Annotated in this window: 18 protein-coding genes; 9 read left to right on the plus strand and 9 right to left on the minus strand. The window is 71.4% G+C overall.

The genetic code is table 11. From position 1 onward, the window contains the following. Positions 1-142: 142 nt before the first annotated feature. Together AVME950_RS15430 and AVME950_RS15435 are read right to left on the minus strand one after the other, a co-directional pair. Complete coding sequence (locus AVME950_RS15430) at positions 143-1,579, minus strand: sensor histidine kinase (protein ID WP_284430491.1); 1,437 nt, start codon at positions 1,577-1,579, stop codon at positions 143-145. Further along, positions 1,576-2,295, minus strand: a complete 720-nt coding sequence (locus AVME950_RS15435) for a response regulator transcription factor (RefSeq protein ID WP_284407812.1) — start codon at positions 2,293-2,295, stop codon at positions 1,576-1,578. The genes AVME950_RS15430 and AVME950_RS15435 overlap by 4 nt, the downstream gene beginning before the upstream one ends. A gap of 112 nt (positions 2,296-2,407) precedes the next feature. Between AVME950_RS15435 and AVME950_RS15440 the strand changes: the two genes are divergently transcribed. The 3 genes from AVME950_RS15440 (at position 2,408) to AVME950_RS15450 (ending at position 8,197) form a co-directional block, all read left to right on the plus strand. Continuing rightward, positions 2,408-3,766: a TolC family protein gene (locus tag AVME950_RS15440; RefSeq protein ID WP_284430492.1), complete on the plus strand. Its 1,359-nt coding sequence runs from the start codon at positions 2,408-2,410 to the stop codon at positions 3,764-3,766. Positions 3,767-3,845: 79 nt separating this feature from the next. Further along, positions 3,846-5,090, plus strand: coding sequence for an efflux RND transporter periplasmic adaptor subunit (locus AVME950_RS15445; RefSeq protein WP_502869420.1), 1,245 nt, complete (start codon positions 3,846-3,848; stop codon positions 5,088-5,090). Continuing rightward, positions 5,087-8,197, plus strand: coding sequence for an efflux RND transporter permease subunit (locus AVME950_RS15450; RefSeq protein ID WP_284430494.1), 3,111 nt, complete (start codon positions 5,087-5,089; stop codon positions 8,195-8,197). The genes AVME950_RS15445 and AVME950_RS15450 overlap by 4 nt, the downstream gene beginning before the upstream one ends. 83 nt (positions 8,198-8,280) lie before the next feature. Here AVME950_RS15450 and AVME950_RS15455 read toward each other — a convergent pair whose 3' ends face one another. Together AVME950_RS15455 and AVME950_RS15460 are read right to left on the minus strand one after the other, a co-directional pair. Continuing rightward, positions 8,281-9,936 (minus strand): methyl-accepting chemotaxis protein, encoded by a 1,656-nt coding sequence (locus AVME950_RS15455; RefSeq protein WP_284430495.1) that lies wholly within the window; start codon positions 9,934-9,936, stop codon positions 8,281-8,283. A gap of 106 nt (positions 9,937-10,042) precedes the next feature. Continuing rightward, complete coding sequence (locus AVME950_RS15460) at positions 10,043-12,388, minus strand: heavy metal translocating P-type ATPase (RefSeq protein ID WP_284430496.1); 2,346 nt, start codon at positions 12,386-12,388, stop codon at positions 10,043-10,045. Positions 12,389-12,528: 140 nt separating this feature from the next. Here AVME950_RS15460 and AVME950_RS15465 point away from each other — a divergent pair, with 140 nt between their 5' ends. From AVME950_RS15465 to AVME950_RS15490, 6 genes are all read left to right on the plus strand, one after another. After that, entirely contained in the window at positions 12,529-12,726 is a 198-nt protein-coding gene (locus AVME950_RS15465) for a heavy-metal-associated domain-containing protein (protein ID WP_272566301.1), read from the plus strand. Further along, on the plus strand, positions 12,723-13,199 hold the full coding sequence (gene cueR, locus AVME950_RS15470; protein ID WP_284430497.1) for a Cu(I)-responsive transcriptional regulator: 477 nt from the start codon (positions 12,723-12,725) through the stop codon (positions 13,197-13,199). The genes AVME950_RS15465 and cueR overlap by 4 nt, the downstream gene beginning before the upstream one ends. Positions 13,200-13,292: 93 nt before the next feature. Beyond that, positions 13,293-14,096: an enoyl-CoA hydratase/isomerase family protein gene (locus AVME950_RS15475; protein ID WP_284430498.1), complete on the plus strand. Its 804-nt coding sequence runs from the start codon at positions 13,293-13,295 to the stop codon at positions 14,094-14,096. 172 nt (positions 14,097-14,268) lie between these two features. Continuing rightward, positions 14,269-15,456 (plus strand): acetyl-CoA C-acyltransferase family protein, encoded by a 1,188-nt coding sequence (locus tag AVME950_RS15480; RefSeq protein WP_284430499.1) that lies wholly within the window; start codon positions 14,269-14,271, stop codon positions 15,454-15,456. Positions 15,457-15,528: 72 nt separating this feature from the next. Beyond that, entirely contained in the window at positions 15,529-15,921 is a 393-nt protein-coding gene (locus AVME950_RS15485) for a BPSL0067 family protein (RefSeq protein ID WP_284430500.1), read from the plus strand. Between the two features lie 20 nt (positions 15,922-15,941). Further along, the gene (locus tag AVME950_RS15490; protein WP_284430501.1) at positions 15,942-16,418 is read left to right on the plus strand and encodes an STY0301 family protein; all 477 of its coding nucleotides are present in this window, start codon (positions 15,942-15,944) and stop codon (positions 16,416-16,418) included. 125 nt (positions 16,419-16,543) lie between these two features. Here AVME950_RS15490 and AVME950_RS15495 read toward each other — a convergent pair whose 3' ends face one another. The 5 genes from AVME950_RS15495 to AVME950_RS15515 form a co-directional block, all read right to left on the minus strand. After that, positions 16,544-16,792: a DUF3297 family protein gene (locus AVME950_RS15495; protein WP_284397321.1), complete on the minus strand. Its 249-nt coding sequence runs from the start codon at positions 16,790-16,792 to the stop codon at positions 16,544-16,546. Between the two features lie 79 nt (positions 16,793-16,871). Beyond that, positions 16,872-18,125, minus strand: a complete 1,254-nt coding sequence (locus AVME950_RS15500) for a spore maturation protein (RefSeq protein WP_284430502.1) — start codon at positions 18,123-18,125, stop codon at positions 16,872-16,874. An 84-nt stretch (positions 18,126-18,209) separates the two neighbouring features. Beyond that, positions 18,210-18,701 carry a DUF2214 domain-containing protein gene (locus tag AVME950_RS15505; RefSeq protein ID WP_284427922.1) on the minus strand — a complete coding sequence of 164 codons (492 nt, stop codon included), beginning with the start codon at positions 18,699-18,701 and terminating at the stop codon, positions 18,210-18,212. Between the two features lie 8 nt (positions 18,702-18,709). After that, positions 18,710-19,102: a DUF6152 family protein gene (locus AVME950_RS15510; RefSeq protein ID WP_284430503.1), complete on the minus strand. Its 393-nt coding sequence runs from the start codon at positions 19,100-19,102 to the stop codon at positions 18,710-18,712. Between the two features lie 185 nt (positions 19,103-19,287). Continuing rightward, the gene (locus AVME950_RS15515; RefSeq protein ID WP_284430504.1) at positions 19,288-20,292 is read right to left on the minus strand and encodes a recombination-associated protein RdgC; all 1,005 of its coding nucleotides are present in this window, start codon (positions 20,290-20,292) and stop codon (positions 19,288-19,290) included. Between the last annotated feature and the right edge of the window lie 229 nt (positions 20,293-20,521).

Here is a 20,521-nt window from a genome sequence, read left to right on the forward strand (position 1 = left end):
TCTTCCGGTTTGCCAATGTCCAATTGAACTGGAGCGGCACCATGAAAGACGGCGTGGCCCTCGTGTTCCACCAGATGCTGTTGGAAACCGCCAAATGTTCCAACGCGATGTCTTTCGTTCCCCGCCGACGCGGGCACTGCACTCACCCAGCGAACACCAGTCGCACGCAAAGGCCTTCGCCCTGCGGCCCAGGCTCCAGCGCCAGGCGCACGCCCAGCAGCTCGGCATAGCGCGCCACGATGGCGAGGCCCAGGCCCGCGCCCTGCCCCAGGCGCTCGCCCTCGCGGCCCTGGGCCCAGCGCTGCAGCAGGTCCGTGCGCTGCGCGGCCGACAAGCCCGGGCCGTTGTCCACCACGGCCAGCACGGTCGCTTCGCGGCCATCGACCGTGGCCTCGCGCGAGATTTCCACGGTCACGCGGGGCCGCGTGCCGGCGCCCGGGCGGCCGTAGCGCAGGGCGTTGTCGATCAGGTTGCCCAGCACCCCTTCGATGAGCAGCGGCTGGCCCTGCACGACCACGGGCTGGTCCAGGCCGGTGGCGCCCAGGTCCACGCCCGCCGCATCGGCGCGGGGCAGAAAGCGCAGCACGGCGTCGCGCGCCAGCTCGTCCAGGGCCACGGGCTGGCGGGGCATGGCGCCGCGGGCCTCGTCGGCCAGGGCCAGCGCGAGCAGCTGGTCCACCAGGTGGCTGGCGCGGGCCTCGCTGTCGGCAATGCCGGCCAGCTGCTCGCGCCACACGGCGGGGTCCCTGTGGGCCAGGCCGTAGCCCGCCAGCGCGCGGATGCCCGCCAGCGGGGTGCGCAGTTCATGCGCCACGTTGCCGGCGAACTCGCGCTGCGCGCGCACCCCCTGGGCCACGCGCGCGAGCAGGTCGTTCACCGCGGCGCCCAGGTGCTGCACGTCGCGGGTGGAGGCCTCCACGGGCACGGGGGCCAGGTCGCGCGCGTCGCGGCGGTCCAGCGCCTGCTGGAACGCGGCCAGGGGCTGCAGGTCGCGCTGGATGGCGCGGCGCAGCCACACGGCCAGCGCCACCAGCAGCAGCAGTTGCGACACGCCCGAGTACAGCAGCACGCTGCGCAGCATGGCGCTGCGGCTGTGCACGGTCTGCGCGGTGACGACCTCGAACGGCAGGGGCTCGCGCACATCGAGCCGCACCGCGCGCAGCGCCCGGCCATGGAACTGGATGTCGGAGAACCGGTAGGCCTCGTCGCCGCGCGGCGGCGGCACCGGCATACCGCCGGCATTGCCCGCCAGCATGGAGCCATCGGGCCGCAGCACCGCGAAGTACACCGTCTCCACCTGGTCGAACAGCACGGCCTTGACCTCGCGCGAGGTGAGCGCGAAATCGAGCGCGTCGCCCTTGGCGCGCACGTTGGCGGCCACCGCGTAGGCATCGTCGAGCAGTGAGCGGTCAAACGCGCGCTGGGTGAAGGCATTGGCCAGCAGCACCGAGCCGGCCGTGCCCACCAGCCACGTCAGGCCCAGCGGCACCAGCACGTGGCGCAGCAGCCGCGCCTGCAGCGAGCGGGGCTCGCGCTGCGCAGGCGCCGGCGGGGGCGAGGGGGGATGGGTGGCGGTCATGGCGCGCCGGGCCCGCCCGCCTCGGGCTCCACCATGTAGCCCAGGCCGCGCAGCGTGCGGATGCCCGCGCCGCTGCCCTGCAGCTTCTTGCGCAGGCGGGAGATGAAGGCCTCCAGCGCGTTGTCGCCCAGGGCCTCGTCGAAGTCGGAGAGCTTGTCCGACAGGGTGCGCTTGCTCACCACGCGCCCGGGCGGCGTCATCAGCTCCCACAGCACCTCGAATTCGCGCGCGGGCAGTTCGGCCGGCGCGCCGTGCAGGGTGAAGCGGCGCGCCCGGCGGTCCAGCACCAGGGCGCCGACGGCGGCACGGTCGTCCGCGCCCAGCGTGCGCCGGGCCAGGGCACGCAGGCGGGCCTCCACCTCGGCCAGATCGAAGGGCTTGCCCAGGTAGTCGTCGGCGCCGGCGTCCAGGCCGGCGATGCGCTCCTCGGTGCGGTCGCGCGCGGTGAGCACCAGCACCGGCGTGCGGTCGCCCCGGGCCCGCGCCGCGCGCAGCACCGTGAGGCCGCTGGCCGTTGCGCTGGCGAGGGCGCCGCCTGGCGGGCCGCCCTGCGGCAGGTTCAGGTCCAGCAGCACGGCATCGAAGGGCTGCACGCTCCAGAAGTGGTGCGCCTCGGCCACGCTGGCGGCGGCATCCACGCGGTGGCCCGCATCGGTCAGGCTGCGCAGCATCACGCCGCGCAGCACGTCATCGTCTTCCACGACCAGGATTCGCATGGGTTGGGGCTGGGTTGTTGGGCGGCTGTGCGGTGCGCCGGGGCGAGGGGTACGCAGTTTCCGCAGTCCCGAGGTCAGGTAGCGGTCAGGCACCCCCGCCGATAAACGCGGCATGAGCATACGACACCCCTGCATCCTCCTTTGCGCCCTGGCCTGCGCACTGCCGGGCTGGAGCCAGACCCGCGCCTCCGACAGCCCCGCGGCACCCGTCGCCACGGTCCCTGCCGCTGCCCCCCTGGCGCCGCAGTGGACGCTGGCGCAGGCCCTGGCCGCCGCCCGCGACAACAGCGACGTGATCCAGTCCCGCCAGGCCCTGGCTGCGGCGCGCGCCGACGTGCTGAGCGCCGACCATGCCCCCTTGCCGGTGTTCAGCTCCAAGGCCACCTCCATGGACCTGCAGCACGGCCTGGGGCCCGGCAACGTGCTCACGCGCAAGCGCATCGACAAGTCGGTGGGCATCGACTGGACCTGGGAGCGCGGCAACAAGCGCGAGCTGCGCACGCAGGCCGCCCAGCGCGCCGCCGATGCGGCCCAGGCGGATGTGGAAGACACGCAGACCCAGCAGCTGCAGGCCGCGCTGGCCGCCTACTACGACCTGCTGGCCGCGCAGGAGCGCGTGCGCGAAACCGCCGAGATCGAACGCAGCGTGGCCGAGCTGGCCCGCCTGGCCGACCGCCGCGTGAAGGCGGGTGACCTGTCCGCGCAGGACGCGTCGCGCACCCGCATCGAGGCTGAGCGCGCCCGCGCCGACACGCAGGCCGCCTCGCAGCTGCAGGAGCAGGCCGCGCTGGCGCTGGCGCAGGTCACGGCCAGCAGCCTGGCAGTGCAGGCCGGCGGCACCGACTGGCCCGCCCTGCCCCCGGCCGCCGCCTCCGGCGCCGCCCCCGGCAGCGGCCCGCTGGACGGCGGCGGCGATCTGGGCGCCTGGGCCGAGGCACGCGCCGATGTGCGCGCCGCCATCGCCCGCGTGCAGTCCGCCCAGGCGGCGCTGGACAACGCCAGCGCCCTGCGCAAGTCCGACTGGACGGTGGGGGCCTCGGTGGACCACTACCCCGGCACCTCCAACCGCCTGCTGGAAGTGCGCGTGCAGATCCCGCTGCAATGGGGCTACCAGTTCCAGGGCGAGATCGGCCGCGCCCAGGCCGAGCTGACCCGCGCGCAGGACGCACTGGACAACACGCGCCGCCTGGCCTTGCTGGACCTGCAGCACCTGCAGCAGGCCGCGCTGAGCGCCGCGCGCCGCGCCGCCAGCTACGACGAAGGCGTGCTGCCGCGCGCCCGCCAGGTGGCGCAGAGCGCCGAGCTGGCGTACCGCAAGGGCGCCATGCCGCTGACCGACCTGCTGGATGCCCAGCGCACCCTGCGCGCCACGGCGCTGGAGGCGCTCTCGGCCCGTGCCGACTATGCCAAGGCCCAGGGCGCCTGGCTGCTGCGCACGCAGCCGCAAACCCTGCTGGGCAGCCTGCCCTGAACGCCCCCCGCCCCAAGTCCAGCCACGCCAATCCATGCCCCGCCGTTCCCCTTCCACCTCTCGTATCGCGAAGTCCACCATGGTGCACCCTGCCCTCTCCCTTCCGCGCCTGACCACCTGCGGCCTGCTCGTCCTCGCCCTGGGCGGCGGCGCGCTGCTGCAAGGCTGCAGCAAGGCCGCCGAACCCGCCGCGGCGCCGGAAGCCGCACCCCCCATCGCCCAGTCGGGGCAGCTGCGCTTTCCGCCCGGCCACCCGCAGCTGGCGCTGCTGACCGTGGCCCCCGCGCGCGCCAGCAAGGACATCGCCGTGGACCTGCCCGCACGCCTGGTGTGGAACGAGGAACGCACCCAGCGCGTGTACCCCGCGTTCGCCGGCCGCGTCACGGCCATCCGCGCCGACCTGGGCCAGTCGGTCAAGGCGGGCGCGCCGCTGGCGCTGCTGGCCTCGCCCGACTTCGGCCAGGCCCAGGCGGACACGGCCAAGGCCCGCGCCGACCAGTCGTTCGCCCAGCAGGGCCTGCGCCGCCAGCGGGAACTGTTCGAAGCCGGCATCGTGGCCCGCAAGGACCTGGAGCAGGCCGAGGCCGACGCCGCGCGCGCCCAGGCCGAAGTGGCCCGCGCCGCCGCGCGCACCAGTCTCTACGGCGGCGGCAACGCCGTGAACCAGCAGCTCGCGCTCACGGCCGGCATGGCGGGGGTGGTGGTGGAGCGCAACCTCAATCCTGGCCAGGAGGTGCGGCCCGACCAGTCCGGCCCCGGCAACCCGGCGCTGTTCGTGGTGACCGACCCCGCCTCGCTGTGGGTGCAGATCGACGCGCGCGAGGGCGACCTGGCCTCGCTGCGCCCCGGCGACAGCTTCACGCTGCAGGTGCCGGCCTACCCCGAGGCCACCTTCACCGGCCGCGTGACCGCCGCGGCCGACGCGATCGATCCCGGCACGCGCACGCTCAAGGTGCGCGGCGTGGTGCCCAATGCCGACCGGCGCCTGAAGGCCGAGATGCTGGCCACCGTGCACTTGCAGGAAAGCCGCGAGAGTGGGGTCGTCATCCCGGCCGCCGCCGTCACCTTGAATGGCACGCAGCACACCGTGTACGTGCAGCGCGAGCCCGGCGTGTTCGAGCCGCGCAAGGTGGTGCTGGGCTACGAAGGCCCGCGCGAGGTGGTCGTCTCCCGCGGGCTGGAAGCCGGCGAGAAGGTGGTGGCCGAGAACGTGCTGCTGCTGGCCCGCCAGTTCCAGGCCGCCGAGGAAGACGCGCCCGCACCGGTACCCGGCGCGCCCGCCAGCCCGGCGGGCGGCAAGGCGGAAGGGACGGCCAAGCCATGAGGCGCCTCATCCACTACGCGCTGCACCAGCCGCTGTTCATCGTGCTGGGCACGGTGCTGTTCGCCCTGGCGGGATTCATCTCGTTCAAGAACCTGTCCGTCGAGGCCTTTCCCGACGTGACGGACACCCAGGTGACGGTGATCGCCCTGTACCCGGGCCGCGCGCCCGAGGAAGTCGAAAAGCAGGTCACCCTGCCCATCGAGACGGCCCTGGCGGGCCTGCCCAATTCGATCCGCGTGTTCTCGCACACGCAGTTCGGCCTCTCGTTCAGCGTGGTCACATACGACGACGCGGCCAACACGAACATCGTGCGCCAGCAGGTGGCCGAGCGGCTGTCCAGCATCGACCTGCCGCCCGGCGTGCAGGCCGAGATCGCGCCCAACGCCACGCCGGTGGGCGAGATCATGCGCTACCGCCTCAAGGGCGACGGCCTGTCGACCACCGACATCCGTACCGTGGAGGACTGGACGGTGGAGCGCGCGCTGCGCCAGGTCCCCGGCGTGGCCGACGTCGTGGCCATGGGCGGCTCGATCAAGCAGTACGAGGTGCAGCCCGACATGGACCGGCTGCGCGCGTACAAGGTCACGTTCCAGAACCTGCTGGACGCGCTGGGCCGGGGCAACGCCAACGCCGGCGGCAGCTACGTGGCGCAGGGCGCGCAGCAGTACACCATCCGCGGGCTGGGCCTGCTGCGCTCGGCCGACGACATCGGCCGCATCGTGGTGGCCTCGCGCAACGGCACGCCCGTGCTGATCCGCGACATCGGCCAGGTCAAGATCGGCGCCGTGCCGCGCCTGGGCGTGGTCGGCCAGGACCTGGACGACGACGTGGTCACCGGCATCGTCGTGATGCGCAAGGGCGAGAACCCGAGCGTGGTGCTCAAGGGCGTGAAGGACCGCATCGCCGAACTGAACGCGCGCGGCCTGCCGCCGGGCGTGCAGATCGTGCCGTTCTACGACCGCACCTGGCTCATGGACAAGACGCTCACCACCGTGTTCCACAACCTCGTGGAAGGCGCGCTGCTGGTGGCGCTGGTGCTGTACATCTTCCTGTCCAACCTGCGCGCCAGCCTGGCCGTGGTGGTGGTCATTCCGCTGGCCCTGCTCTCGACCTTCATGGGCCTCAAGATCATGGGCGTGCCGGCCAACCTGCTGAGCCTGGGCGCCATGGACTTCGGCATCATCGTGGACGGCGCGGTGATCGTGATCGAGAACATCATGCACCGCCTGGCCGAGCGCGGCGAGGACATGGACGACCGCGACCGGCGCGACACCATCATCGAGGCCGCCGGCGAAGTGGGCCGGCCCACGCTGTTTTCGATGCTCATCATCATCGCGGCGCACATCCCCATCTTCGCGCTGCAGCGCCACGAAGGCCGCATCTTCCAGCCCATGGCGCTGTCGGTCTCGGCCGCGCTCGTCGGCTCGCTGATCTTCTCGCTCACCCTGGTGCCGCTGCTGGCCTACTGGATGCTGCGCAGGAAGCTGCCGCACGGCGACAACCGCGTGGTCAACTTCGCCAAGCGCGCCTACGCCCCGGTGCTGGACTGGGCCCTGGCCCGCCGCCGCACGGTGGTGGTGATCGCGCTGGCCGTGTTCGGCCTGGCGCTGGTGGCCGCCTCGCGCCTGGGCTCGGAGTTCCTGCCCGAGCTGGACGAGGGCACCACCTGGGTCAACTTCACCCTCTCGCCCAACGTCTCCACCGACGAGGCGGCGCGCGTGCTGCGCATGGCCCGCAAGGCCCTGCTGAGCGTGCCCGAGGTGCGCACCACGGTCTCCAAGGCCGGCCAGCCCGAGGACGGCACCGACCCCAAGACCATCTCCATGGCCGAGATCTTCGTGGACGTGAAGCCCGAGGACCAATGGCGCCCCGGCATGACGCGCGAGAAGATCACCGAGGAGATGGGCCGCGCGCTGTCGGCCATCCCCGGCATCGACCCCGCGTTTTCGCAGCCCATCCGCGACAACGTGCTGGAGTCGATCTCGCAGATCAAGGGCCAGATCGTCATCAAGCTCGCGGGCGACGACCTGGTGGAGATGAAGCGCATCACCGACGAGATCGCACGCGAGATCAAGCAGGTGCAGGGCGTGGCCCGCGCCGAGATCGACCGCGACGGCCAGGTGCCGCAGCTGCTGCTGGACATCGACCGCGACCGCGCCGCGCGCTACGGCCTGAACGTGGGCGACATCCAGGACGTGATCGAGGCCGCCCTTGCCGGCAAGGCCGCCACCAGCCTGTGGGAGGGCGAGCGCAAGTTCGCCGTGGCCGTGCGCCTGCCCAAGGACGAACGCGTGATCTCCAACCTGCCGCGCACCCCCATCGCCACACCCGACGGCGGCTACGTGCAGCTGGGCGACGTGGTGCACATCCGCGAGGGCACGGGCGCCATGAACATCGCCCGCGAGGCCGGACGCCGCACCACGGCCATCGGCATCTTCATCGCGGGCCGCGACATGGGCTCGGTGGTGGCCGACATGAAGGCCCGCGTGGAAAAGAACGTCAAGATCCCGTCCAACTACCAGGTCAACTGGTCGGGCGAGTTCGAGAACCAGGAGCGCGCGATGAAGCGCCTGTCGGTGGTGGTGCCCATCTCGCTGCTGCTGATCTTCGTGCTGCTGTTCGACGCCTTCAAGTCGTTCAAGATGGCTTCGCTGATCCTCATCAACGTGCCGCTGGCGCTCATCGGTGGGTTCATCGCGCTGTGGGTGTTCGGCATCCCGCTGTCGGTGTCGGCCGCCATCGGCTTCATCGCGCTGTCGGGCCAGGCGGTGCTCAACGGGGTGGTGATGCTCTCGGTGTTCCAGCAGCTGCAGTCGGGCGGCATGGCCGTGGTCGATGCCGTGCGCCAGGGCTCCATGCAGCGCCTGCGCACGGTGCTGATGACCGCCATGCTCGCCATGCTGGGCCTGTTGCCCATGGCCCTGTCGCACGAGATCGGCTCGGAGACGCAGCGGCCCCTGGCCATCGTGGTGATCGGCGGGCTGGTGACGGCGACGCTGCTGACGCTGGTGGTGCTGCCGGCGCTGTATGTGGCGTGGTTCGGGCCGCGCAAGGGCCGTGCCGGTGAACCCTCGCCCGGCGGCGAGCCCCCCAGGGCGTTGACCTGAAAGCCCCCCGGCCCGCGCCGCCACGGCGCCGGTCGGGGAAACAGGGAACAGGAAAGGCCGGGAGGACCAGCCCTCCCGCCGGGTCAGCCCCCGGTGAGCTGCGGCCGCACCAGGCCGCTGGAGGCAGGCAGGCCCTGCAGCGCCGCATCAGCGTGCACCGAGGCGTAGGCCTGCCCGTCGGCCAGATGGAACTGCTGCACCACCTGCGACAGGCGCGCGGCCTGCTCGCGCAGCGATTCGGCGGCGGCGGCGGATTGCTCCACCAGCGCGGCGTTCTGCTGCGTCATGCGGTCGATCTCGCCCACCGAGCCGTTGACCTGGCCGATGCCGGCGGTCTGCTCGGCCGAGGCGGAATTGATCTCACCGATGATGTCGGACACGCGCTGCACGCTGTCCACGATTTCCTTCATGGCCGCGCCGGCGTCCTCGACATGGCGCACGCCGCCGTCCACCGCGGTCACGCTGGAGCTGATCAGCGCCTTGATTTCCTTGGCCGCTTCGGCCGAGCGCTGGGCCAGGCTGCGCACCTCGCCGGCCACTACCGCGAAGCCCCGGCCCTGCTCGCCCGCGCGGGCGGCTTCCACGGCCGCGTTCAGCGCCAGGATGTTGGTCTGGAAGGCGATGCCGTCGATCACGCCGATGATGTCGCTGATCTTGCGGCTGGAGCTGGAGATCTCGTGCATGCTGGCCACGGCCTGCTGCACCACGCTGCCGCCGCGCGTGGCGATGCCCGAGGCGGACGACGCCAATTGGTTGGCCACCTGCGAGGACGATGCCGTCTGCTGCACCGTGGTGGTGAGCTCCGCCAGCGAGGCCACGGCCTCCTGGGCGTTGCTGGCCGTCTGCTCGGTGCGGCCGGACAGGTCCTGGTTGCCGGTGGCGATTTCGGCACTGGCGGTGGCGATGCTGCCGCTCGCATCGCGCACCTGCGAGACCAGCGCCCCCAGGCCCTGCTGCATGTCGTCCAGCGCGCGCTGCAGGTCGGCCACTTCGTCGCGGCCCTCCACCTGCACCCGCTGCGAGAGGTCGCCGCCGGCAATGGCCTGCGCCATGCGCTGGGCCTCGGCCAGCGGACGGCAGATGGACACCATGTTGAGCAAGGTCAGCGGCACCACCACCACGATGGTGATGAGCACCGCCAGCACGAACAGCCACTGGGTTTCGCCGGACACCTGCTTTTGCCGGGCGGCCACCTCGGCCACCTCGTTGCGCAGGCTGGTATCGAGCTGGACCATGAGCTTGTCGGCCTCGGCGAACTCGGCCACGGCCTTGCCGCTCATGCGGTTGGCGATGGTGGCCGTGTCGTAGCCGCCGGCCTCCAGCTGCCGCGCCACGTGCGCGAACTGTTCGCGGTAGCTGTCCAGCCGCTTGACGATGTCGCGCACCAGGGCGTTGTCCGGGTCTTCGGGGCCTTCGAGGAAGCGGGCCGCGACCTTCTTGGCGCGGTCCAGGCTGGCCAGCCAGGCCGTGTGCGCCTGCTTGACGCCCTCGGGCTTTTCGTACTGGATGATCATGTCCTTCTCGAACTGGCGGATGGCTCCCATCTCGCCGCGCAGCTCGGCCATGTAGCCCACCTCGGAGAAGGAATTCGCCATGAATTCCTCGCTCATCGCGTGGATGCGGAACATGCCCAGCATGCCTGCGCCCCCCAGCAATCCCAGCAAACCCAGCACCACGCCGATCGCACCCAGCATGCGTACCCGGATGGAAAAACCCCGCATGAGCGAAAAGAAATTCATAGTTGTCGTCCTCTAATCTCTTCGGTGACCAGCAAAAGGATGCCCACCATATGCAACCAAACGTTGCAGTGTGCCAGACCTGCCGACTTTTAACCGAATGTAACTATCAAACGCGCCAGCGCTTCAATAGCAAAGCGTTCGCCATCACACTCACCGAGCTGAGGGCCATGGCCGCGCCCGCCACCACGGGGCTCAGGTAGCCCAGTGCGGCCAGGGGAATGCCGGCCACGTTGTAGGCAAACGCCCAGAACAGGTTCTGCCGGATCTTGGCGACCGTGCGGTGCGAAATGTCCAGCGCCGCGGCCACCAGCCGGGGGTCGCCGCGCATCAGGGTGATGCCCGCGGCCTGCATGGCCACATCGGTGCCGTTGCCCATGGCCATGCCCACGTCGGCGGCGGCCAGGGCCGGCGCATCGTTCACGCCGTCGCCCACCATGGCCACCGCGTGGCGTGCCGGGCGGTGAGCGCCCGGCCCCGCCGCGGCCTCGGACCGCAGGCGCGCCACGCACGCCGCCTTGTCGCCGGGCAGCACCTCGGCCATCACCTCGCCGGCATCCGGGTCCAGCCCCAGGCGGCGCGCCATGGCCTCGGCCGCGCCCCGGTGGTCGCCCGACACCATGACCACGCGCAGGCCACGCGCCCGCAGCGCCGCCAGGGCCTCGCGCGCGCCGGGCTTGGGCTCGTCGCCGAAGGCCAGCAGCGCCCGCAGCACCCACGCCGGGCCGGCCGCCTCCTGCCCCGTTGGCACTTCGCCCGGCGGTGCCTCGGCCACCGCCGACACGGTGGCACCGGCCGATTGCAGCGCGACGGCGGGTGCGGCCAGGGCGCCCAGCGGCACGCCCAGTTCCTCCATCCAGCGCAGGCTGCCCACGCGGAAATGGCGCCCGGCCGCCGTGCCCTGGGTGCCCCGGCCCGGCACGGCGCTCACGGCCTGCGGCGCGGGCACACCCAAGCCGCGGCGGCGGGCCTCCTGCACCACGGCGCGGGCCAGCGGGTGTTCGCTGCCGCCCTGCACGCCGGCCACCGCCGCGAGCAGCGCGTCACCGTCCTGCCCGGGCACCACCTCGAAGGCGGTCAGCCGGGGCTGGCCCACCGTCAGCGTGCCTGTCTTGTCGAAGGCGACCGTGCCCACGCGGTGCGCGCGCTCCAGCGCCTCGGCGTCCCGGATCAGGATGCCGTGCCGGGCCGCCACGCCCGTGCCCGCCATGATGGCCGCCGGCGTCGCCAGGCCCAAAGCGCAGGGGCAGGCGATCACCAGCACCGCCACGGCGTGGATCACCGCCGCCTCGCCGCCGGCGCCCACCCAGAGCCAGCCCAGCAGCGTGGCCAGCGCGATGCCCAGCACCACCGGCACGAACACCGCCGACACCCGGTCCACCAGCCGCTGGATCGGCGCCTTGCCGGCCTGCGCGTCTTCCACCAGCCGGATGATGCGGGCCAGCACCGTCTCGGCCCCCACGGCCGACACCTGCACCACCACCCGCCCGTCGCCGTTGATCGAGCCGCCCGTGAGCGCCTCGCCCGCGGTGCGCGGCACCGGCAGCGGCTCGCCGGTCAGCATGGATTCATCCACCTGCGTGTGCCCCTCCAGCACCGTGCCGTCCACGGGAATGCGCTCGCCCGGGCGCACTACGATCCGGTCGCCGGCCATCACCTCGGCCACGGGCACGTCCACCTCGCCATCGGCACCCACCAGATGCGCCACGTCGGGCCGCAGGGCGTGCAGCGCCCGGATGGCCGCCGTGGTCTGGCGCTTGGCCCGCGCCTCCAGCCACTTGCCCAGCAGCACCAGCGTGATCACCACGGCCGAGGCCTCGAAGTACAGGTGCGGGGCATGGCCGGCGGGCGCGGTCAGCCACAGCCAGAGCGACAGCCCGTAGCCCGCGCTGGTGCCGATCGCCACCAGCAGGTCCATGTTGCCGGAGCGCGCCTTGAGGGCGTGCCACCCCGCCTTGTAAAAGCGCGCGCCCAGCAAGAACTGCACGGGCGTCGCCAGCAGCCACTGCAGCCATGCCGGCAGCATGCCGTGCGGGCCGAGCAGCGCGCCGAAGCGCTCCGGTAACAGGCCCAGCAGCATCGGCAGCACCAGCGGCGCCGACAGCGCCAGCCCCAGGGCCACCGGCCCGAAGCCCGCCCAGGGCGACTGGCCGCGCGCCTCGGCGTCCTGCGCCTGCGGGGCGCGGGGCTCGTAGCCCGCGTTGCGCACCGCCCGGCGCAGTTGCGCCTCCATCGCCGCGCCCGCACCGGCCACACCGGCAGCACTGGCCGCATAGACCACATGGGCCCGCTCGGTCGCCAGGTTGACCGTGGCCTCCTGCACGCCCGGCACCTTGCGCAGTGCGCGCTCCACGCGGCCCGAGCAGCTCGCGCAGGTCATGCCGCCGATGCCCAGGTCGAGCGTGCCCGGGGCGGAATCGGAGGGGGATGGCGGGGCGGTGGGTGTCGGGTTCATGGTGGGCACCTTAAACCTTGACGCGATGGCAAGGTCAAGCGCCCCGCGGAAAGCACGGGGCCGCTTGACTCTGCCACCATGTCAGGGTTCATGATGCAGGCACCCATTGTTCTTCCACCCTTTCCCGAACGGAGCACCCCATGCAACACCATCTCCAAGTCACCGGCATGACCTGCGGCCACTGCGAACGCGCCGTCGTCCACGCCGTCCGCCAGGTCGATCCCGACGCCACCGTGCAGGTGGATCTGGCCCAGGGCAAGGTGGTGGTCGAGAGCGACCGGGCGCGCGACGCGCTGGCCGCCGCGATCACCGAAGAGGGCTACACGGTCGCCGCATGAGCGCCACGGCCGCACCGCAGGGCGGGCCAGTGCCCATTGGCACCGCGGCCGAGCGGGCCGGGGTCTCGCCGCGCATGGTGCGCCACTACGAGGCCCTGGGCCTGCTGGCCGGCGTGGCGCGCACCGGCAGCGGCTACCGCCAGTACACCGAGGCCGACGTGCACACCCTGCGCTTCATCCGCCGCAGCCGCGACCTGGGGTTCTCGATGCAGGAGATCGCCACCCTGCTCGGCCTGTGGCAGGACAAGCGCCGCGCCAGCGCCCACGTCAAGCAGATCGCCCAAGCCCACATCGACGACCTGGCCCAGCGCATCGCCGCCATGCAGGCCATGCAGCGCACGCTGCAGTCGCTGGTGGGCTGCTGCCAGGGGAACGAGCGGCCGGACTGCCCGATCCTGGACGATCTGGCCGCAGCGCCCGAAAGCGCTGCGCATCCGCCCATCCGCATCAAAAAAGATAGCAGCATGCCCTAGCATTCATTGCCATTTAGGCAAAAAATCCTCGCAAATGGCTGCAGTAAAAGCGATGGCAGCTCATTTTTCAATAGCAAAACACAGGAGACAACGATGCCGCAACCACCCGCACCCGACGCCGCCAGCCCGCCCCTGGTCTTTCGCCGGGAGGGGGCCGTTGCCACGCTGCAGTTCCACCGCCCGGCCGCGCTCAACGCCATCGACGTGCCCATGGCCCAGGCCCTGTGCGCCGCCACGCGCAGCATCGCGGCCGATCCCGGCGTGCGGGCCGTGGTGCTGTGTGGAGCGGGCAAGGGCTTCATGGCCGGGGGCGATCTGGCCACCTTGCGCGAAGACCCTGTCCAGGGCGCCGCCGACCTGCTGGGCCCGCTCAACGAGGCCGCCACCCTGCTCGCGAACATCGACGCGCCCGTCATCGCCAAGGTGCACGGCGTGGCCGCCGGGGCCGGCATGAGCCTGATGCTGCTGGCCGACTTCATCCTCGCCGCCGAGGGCACGCGCTTCAACCTGGCCTACATCAACCTGGGCACCAGCTGCGACGTGGGCGCCTCATGGGCCCTGCCGCGCCAGGTGGGCCTGCGCCGCGCGCTGGAGATCGCCCTGCTCGGCGACACGCTCACCAGCGCCGATGCCGAGCGCCTGGGCCTGGTCAACCAGGTGGTGCCCGCCGACCAGCTCGATGCGGCGGTGGACGCACTCGCCGAGCGCCTGGCCGCCGGCCCCACGGTGGCGCTGGGCCACATGCGCCGGCTGATGCGCGCCTCGTTCGACCGCGACCTGCCCGCGCAACTGGAGGCGGAAACCCGCGCCTTCGGCGACTGCGCGCGCACGGCCGACCTGGCCGCGGGCATCGCCGCCTTCTACGCCAAGGAAAAACCGCGCTTCGAAGGGCGGTAGGCACCCCTGCGCGGCAGGGCACCACACGGCAGCGGCCGCTGACGCCCACGCGCCTGCCCTGCCGGCCGCCCGGCCCTACCATTCCGTCCGATCCGCAGCGCAGCGCAACGACCGGCCCCCGATTTTCAGCACCTGTCCGTCCATTCATTCATTCCTTGAGGAGACCCCTGCCATGAACCACCGCGACGTCTTCATCGTCGGCACCGCCCGCACCGCCATCGGCACCTTCGGCGGCACGCTCAAGGACGTGCCCAACAGCCAGCTGGCCACCACGGTCACGCGCGCCGCCATCGAACGCAGCGGCCTCGCACCCGACACGGTGGGCCACGTGGTCATGGGCAACGTCATCCCGACCGACACCAAGGACGCCTACCTGGCCCGCGTGGCCGCCATCGATGCGGGCTGCCCCATCGAGACGCCGGCCTTCAACGTCAACCGCCTGTGCGGCTCCGGCCTGCAGGCGATCGTGTCGGCCGCGCAGGCCATCGTGCTGGGCGACTGCGACGTGGCCGTCGGCGGCGGCAGCGAATCCATGAGCCGCGGCCCCTACTTCGACACCGCCGCGCGCTACGGCCAGCGCATGGGCGACGCCAAGAGCATCGACTACATGCTGGGCATCCTGCACGACCCCTGGCAGAAGATGCACATGGGCATCACCGCCGAGAACGTGGCCGAGCGCTACCGCATCAGCCGCACCATGCAGGACGAACTGGCCGCCGCCAGCCAGCACCGCGCCGCCGCGGCCATTGCCGCCGGGCACTTCAAGGCGCAGATCGTTCCGGTCGAGATCGCCACGCGCAAGGGCACCGTGCTGTTCGACACCGACGAGCACGTACGCGGCAACACCACGCTGGACGTGCTGGCCGGCATGAAGCCCGCGTTCAAGAAGGACGGCGGCAGTGTCACCGCCGGCAATGCCTCGGGCATCAACGACGGCGCCGCCGCCGTGGTGCTGGTGGCCGGCGACCGCGTGGCCGCGCTGAACGCCAAGCCGCTCGCCCGCCTGGTCGGCTACGCGCACGCGGGCGTGGACCCGGCCTACATGGGCATCGGCCCCGTGCCCGCCACGCGCCAGGTGCTGCAGCGCACGGGCCTGAAGATCGAGGACATGGACGTCATCGAGGCCAACGAGGCCTTCGCCGCCCAGGCCTGCGCCGTCATCCAGGAACTCGGCCTGGACCCCGCCAAGGTCAACCCCAACGGCTCGGGCATCTCCCTGGGCCACCCCGTGGGCGCCACCGGCGCGATCATCACGACCAAGGCCGTCGCCGAGCTGCACCGTACCGGCGGGCGATACGCGCTGGTCACGATGTGCATCGGCGGCGGGCAGGGCATCGCGGCCATCTTCGAGCGGGTTTGAAACGGTTGGAAACAGCCAGGGCAAAAGGCACGCGGCCGACTAGGATCGCTGCTTTTGTCCGCCCACTCGACGATGCCTTACATCTACCAAAACGCCGAAGCCCTGGAGGGAACCAGCAAGGTCGGCAGCAAGCACTGCGTGGCCCTGCTGCAGCACTATGCGCAACTGCCCCACACCAGTTCCTGGAAACCGGGCGAGACCGTCTTCGGCAACGCCAACATCAAGAAGGGCACGGCCATCGCCACCTTCAACGACAAAGGACGCTACGGCAGCCTGCCCACAGGCAACCACGCGGCGTTCTTCATCTCACAGGACCCTGGCGGCATCTGGATCATGGACCAGTGGCTGAGCGATACGCAAAAACCCAAGGTCTCCATGCGCTACATCCGCCCGAAGGTCCAGCGCAAGAACGGGGATTTCGCCGATCCCAGCAACAACGCCGCCGCGTATTCCGTCATCGAGTGATCGACCAAGAAAAGGCCCACATGCGCTCCACCCCCCTTTTGCGCCGCCCCGCAGCCCGAGCGGGGGCGCTGGTTGCCCTCACCGCAGCGCTCTTCTCTGGCGTGTCCGCTCCAGCGATTGCCGCCACGGCATCGCTGGACTGCCCGGCCACCGTGCGCCTCACCTCGCCCCGCGCGGAGGCCGCAGGCCTTCCGGCCGGCACCGAGATCGTGCTCGACCAGCGCCCCCTGCGCCTGACCGGCCACAACGTCTTCGACGGCCCGCCCGCCCAGGGCGCCGTCCTCATGCCCCAGTCGGACAAGCCCGGCAAGGGGGGGGCCACAGCCGTGTGGAATTTCGAAGGCGACTACCCGCAGGGCAAGTTCCTCGCGTGCGACTACGCCGGCGGCGCCGTGCGCGTGGTGCAGCGCGTGGACGACGCGGTGAAGCGCTGCACCGCCCGATCAAGCACCACGAAGAACCCGGCCACGCTGCAGACGCGCTTCCAGTGCGAGTGAGCCGCGCCTGAGGGCGCGCGGCGGATGTCCGGGCAGGCGGGAATCCGCCGCGACAGGCACCGCCGTCAATTAGCTATCTTTTTAATAGCAATCCAGGCAAACAATCCGCCGGCATGGCGGGGTTTTCACTTGTAGAACGCTTCCACCGCGCCCTTGAGCGTGATCATCAGCGGCCGGCCCTTGCGGTCAACCGTCTTGCCCGCGGGCACCTTCACCCAGCCCCCGCTCACGCAGTACTCCTCCACGTCGAAGCGCTCCTTTCCATTGAAGCGGATCCCGATGTCGTGCTCGAACACGGCGGCGACATGGTGCGGGCTGCGCGGGTCGATGGAGAGGTGGTCGGGCAGGTCGGGGCGTTGCGGAGCGTCGGTCACGGAAAGGCTTTCTGAGGGAAGGCGTGAATGGGATGGCAGTCGAAGGGGTGAATTGTCCAAGGTTTGAGAGGCAGCGCAGTCACCGCAGCATCGCGTACCCCACCCCGATCGCCGCCGCCAGCCCCACCGCATCCGCCACCAGCGCGCACGCCAGCGCATGGCGCGCGTGCCGGATGCCCACGCTGCCGAAGTACACCGCCAGCACGTAGAAGGTGGTTTCCGTCGATCCCTGCACGATGGCGGCCAGGCGGCCGGCGAAGGAATCGACGCCGTGCGTCTGCATGACGTCGATCATCAGGCCCCGCGCGCCGGCGCCGGAGAGCACCTTCATCAGCCCCACGGGCAGGGCCGGCAGGAACGCGGTGTCCCAGCCCATCGCCGCCACGCCCGCGCCGATGGCGCCCAGCAGCGCATCCATGCAGCCGGCCGCGCGGAAGATGCCGATGGCCGCGAGGATGGCGATGAGGTAGGGCACGATCTGCACCGCCACGCCAAAGCCTTCCTTGGCGCCTTCGATGAAGGCGTCGTAGACGTTCACGCGCCGCACGGCGCCCGCCAGCACGAATAGCATGACCACGCCCAGGATGACCGCCGCCCCGGTGGTGCCGGCGATGCGCGCGGCCTGCTCGGCCGGCAACCGGGCCAGCGCGGTGACCGCCGCCGCCAGCAGCCCGGCCACGGCCAGCACCGGCAGCAGCAGGCGCGCGCGCCACAGGGGCAGGCGCTGGCACACGGCCACGGCCAGCACGCCCGCCAGCAGCGACGCGAAGGTGACCAGCAGCGTCGGCAAAAAGATGTCCGCCGCGTTGAAGCCCGCGCCCAACCCCTGCTTCAGGGCCAGGCTCTGGCGGATGGCGATGACCGAGGTGGGAATGAGCGTGAGCCCCGCGGTGTTCATCACCACGAACATGATCTGCGCGTTGCTGGCGGTGTCGGGCGGGCCGGGGTTGAGGGTCTGCAGTTCGCGCATGGCCGTGAGGCCGAGCGGCGTGGCGGCGTTGTCCAGGCCCAGCAGGTTGGCCGAGAGGTTCATGGTCATCGCGCCCTGCGCCGGGTGGCCGTCGGGCACGCCGGGGAACAGCCGGCGCAGCAGCGGGGCGGCGGCGCGGGCGAGCAGCTCGATCATGCCGGCGCGCTCGCCCACGCGCAGCAGGCCCAGCCACAGCGCCATCACGCCGGCCAGGCCCAGCGAGATCTCGAAGCCCGAGCGGGCCGCATCGAACAGCGCGGCCAGCAAGGCCTGGAAGATGCCGTCCGCGCCCAGCAGCCAGCGCACGACAGCGGTGGCGAACGCCACGGTGAAGAACCCGATCCAGACCCAGTTGAGCGCCATGGCCGGGATGGTAGCCGCACGGACCCTGAGAACCTGTCCAATGTCTTTCTGGAGATCGCGTTGGCGCTCAATCGCCCGGCGTTCTCAGAGAAATCCGATCCAGCGCCCCGCCAGCACGGCCCCCAGCCACAGCGCGAGCGACACCGCAGCCTGCATGCGCACCCAGCCGCCAGCGCGCCCTTCGCGCAGGGCGCGCGCCCAGTGCCCGCCGGCATGCAGCGCCAGCGCATTCAGCAGCGCCAGCCCGATGACCGCCACCTTCACCAGGAACGCCGGATTGGCCAGGTAGTCGGCCGGCCGGGTGGCGAACAGCCACAGCCCGGTGACCAGAGCCAGCGCGATCCCCGCCCCCGCCGCGCGCGACAGGAACGGACCCAGCAGCGCCAGGGGAATGCGCCGGCCGATGGCGCCCCACAGGCGCAGGTCCAGCAGCACGGCAGCGCCCACGCCCAGGCCCAGCACGGCGATGTGCAGGGCGTTGACCACCAGGTAGGCCGTGCCGGACTGGCGCAGCCACGCGGCCGGGGCGGACGCGGCCAGGGTGTCCAGCAGGGGCGTGAGCCCGGCGAAATCCATGGGGCCTTCTAGCGTTTGGGGTTCTGGATGCGTTCGGGGTAGAGGGCGTAGGTCTTGCCGCCGACCTGGATCTGCACGGCCTTCATGCGCCGCTGGGAAGTGTCCCGGTCACGGTTGCCGATGGCGGTGATGGCATCGCCCGGCTTGGCGGAGGCCGCGGTGAAACCGGAGCGCTCGGTCTGCGACGGATTGCCCAGTTCCACGCGCCAGAGGGCGCCCTCGGCGGTCTTGACCTCCAGCGTCGGGTGGGGCGGCGCGATCTGTACGCGCTGCACGGTGCCGGCCAGCTCGGACTGGGCTTCTTCCGCCCAGGACCAGCCGTGGTGCGCCTGCGCGGGGCCGGCGCACAGGGCCGCCAGGGCGACGGCGGTGCTGACAACGGAACGGGTGATGACGGTCATCGGATACCTCCAGGCAACGGTTTTCACGGGACGTGGGGAATGCGCCGGTCGGCCATCGGTCCAGGCCGGCCCTGCCGCGACAGCCATCGTGCACGCAGCGCGGCGCATCGCCAAACGATGGCCCCACGGCGATGGGGGTTCGCGCCCGCGCGGCGGCGCGCTGTCCCGGGCCGCGGGCCCGCGGGTCAGAACGGTGCGTCGTCGTCTTCGGCACCGTTGGCCGCCACGGCAGCAGGGCCGCTCGAAGGCGCAGGGGCGGCAGGGTCGGCCGCCGGCGCTGCCGGGGGCGTGCCGCCCAGTTCGGTGCGGCCTTCGCCACCCAGCGCCTCGATCAGGTCGGGAATCAACTTGCTGAGTTCGCCCGTGGCGATGGCCACGTCGGTGTCGAAGCCGCCGTCATCGGCCTTGGTGCCTTCGAACACCGTGTCCAGGAACGATATCTTGCGCACCTGCAGGCCTTCGCTCAGCAAAAAGGACACGCGGTCGTCCCAGGTCATCGCGAGCTTGGTGGGCAGCTTGCCGGCGGCGATGTGCTCGCGCACCTCGTCGATGTCGAGCGGATGGCGGGCATAGCGCACCACGGCCTTGGCCTCGTCGGCGCTCTTGAGCTCGCACTCGCGGTCCACGCTGAAGCCCACGGGCGGCTCCTGCGTGCTGAGCCAGTGCGACATGGCGGCCTGGGGCGAGGTCTGCGTATCGAGCAGCGCCACCGACAGGCCGGGCAGCGCCTCGACCAGCAGCGTGACGACCTCGTCGGCCCGCGACTGGCTGCTGGTGTCCAGCACCAGCCAGTGGGCCTGCGGGTCGATCCACACCCACATCGATCCCTGCTTGGTGAAGGCCATGGGCAGCAGGTCGAGCTTGGCCTCGTCCTTGAGCTCCTTGGCTTCCTTCTTGCCGGGCTTGCGGCCAGTTTCCTGCTCGATGCGCGCGGCCTTTTCCTTGACCTTGCGGTTGAGCACCGAGCCGGGCAGCATCTTGGACTCGACCATGAAGCGCAGCACCCACTGCCCGCCCACGGATTCGGCCATGGGGCCGTGCGCGTCGCCCCGCGGCGGCACCCAGCCCAGCGATTTTTCCTGCGTGGCGCCGCACTCCACGAACGGCGTCTTGGCCAGCGCCTCCTCCACCTGCGGCAGGTCCACCTGCCACTGCGGCGCGATGCGGTACACGATCATGTTCTTGAACACGGAAATCCTTCAGCTCTGACGTTCATTGGCACACCCTGGGGCGCACGCCCGGGGGCGCGGCGCGGTGCAGCGGGGTGCCATTGTCGGGGGTGCGGTCGGCGCCGGGCCCGCGGCCTGGCGTGGCCTTCGCTGGCATGGCACCCCGTTTGCTATTGATTCAATAGCTGCACAGGCAATCAATACGCCGGCATGGGGCCATTCCCATCCCCCGTTGCACGGACAGGGCAAC

It is taken from the genome of Acidovorax sp. SUPP950 (assembly GCF_030158935.1).
Lineage (GTDB): Bacteria > Pseudomonadota > Gammaproteobacteria > Burkholderiales > Burkholderiaceae_C > Paracidovorax.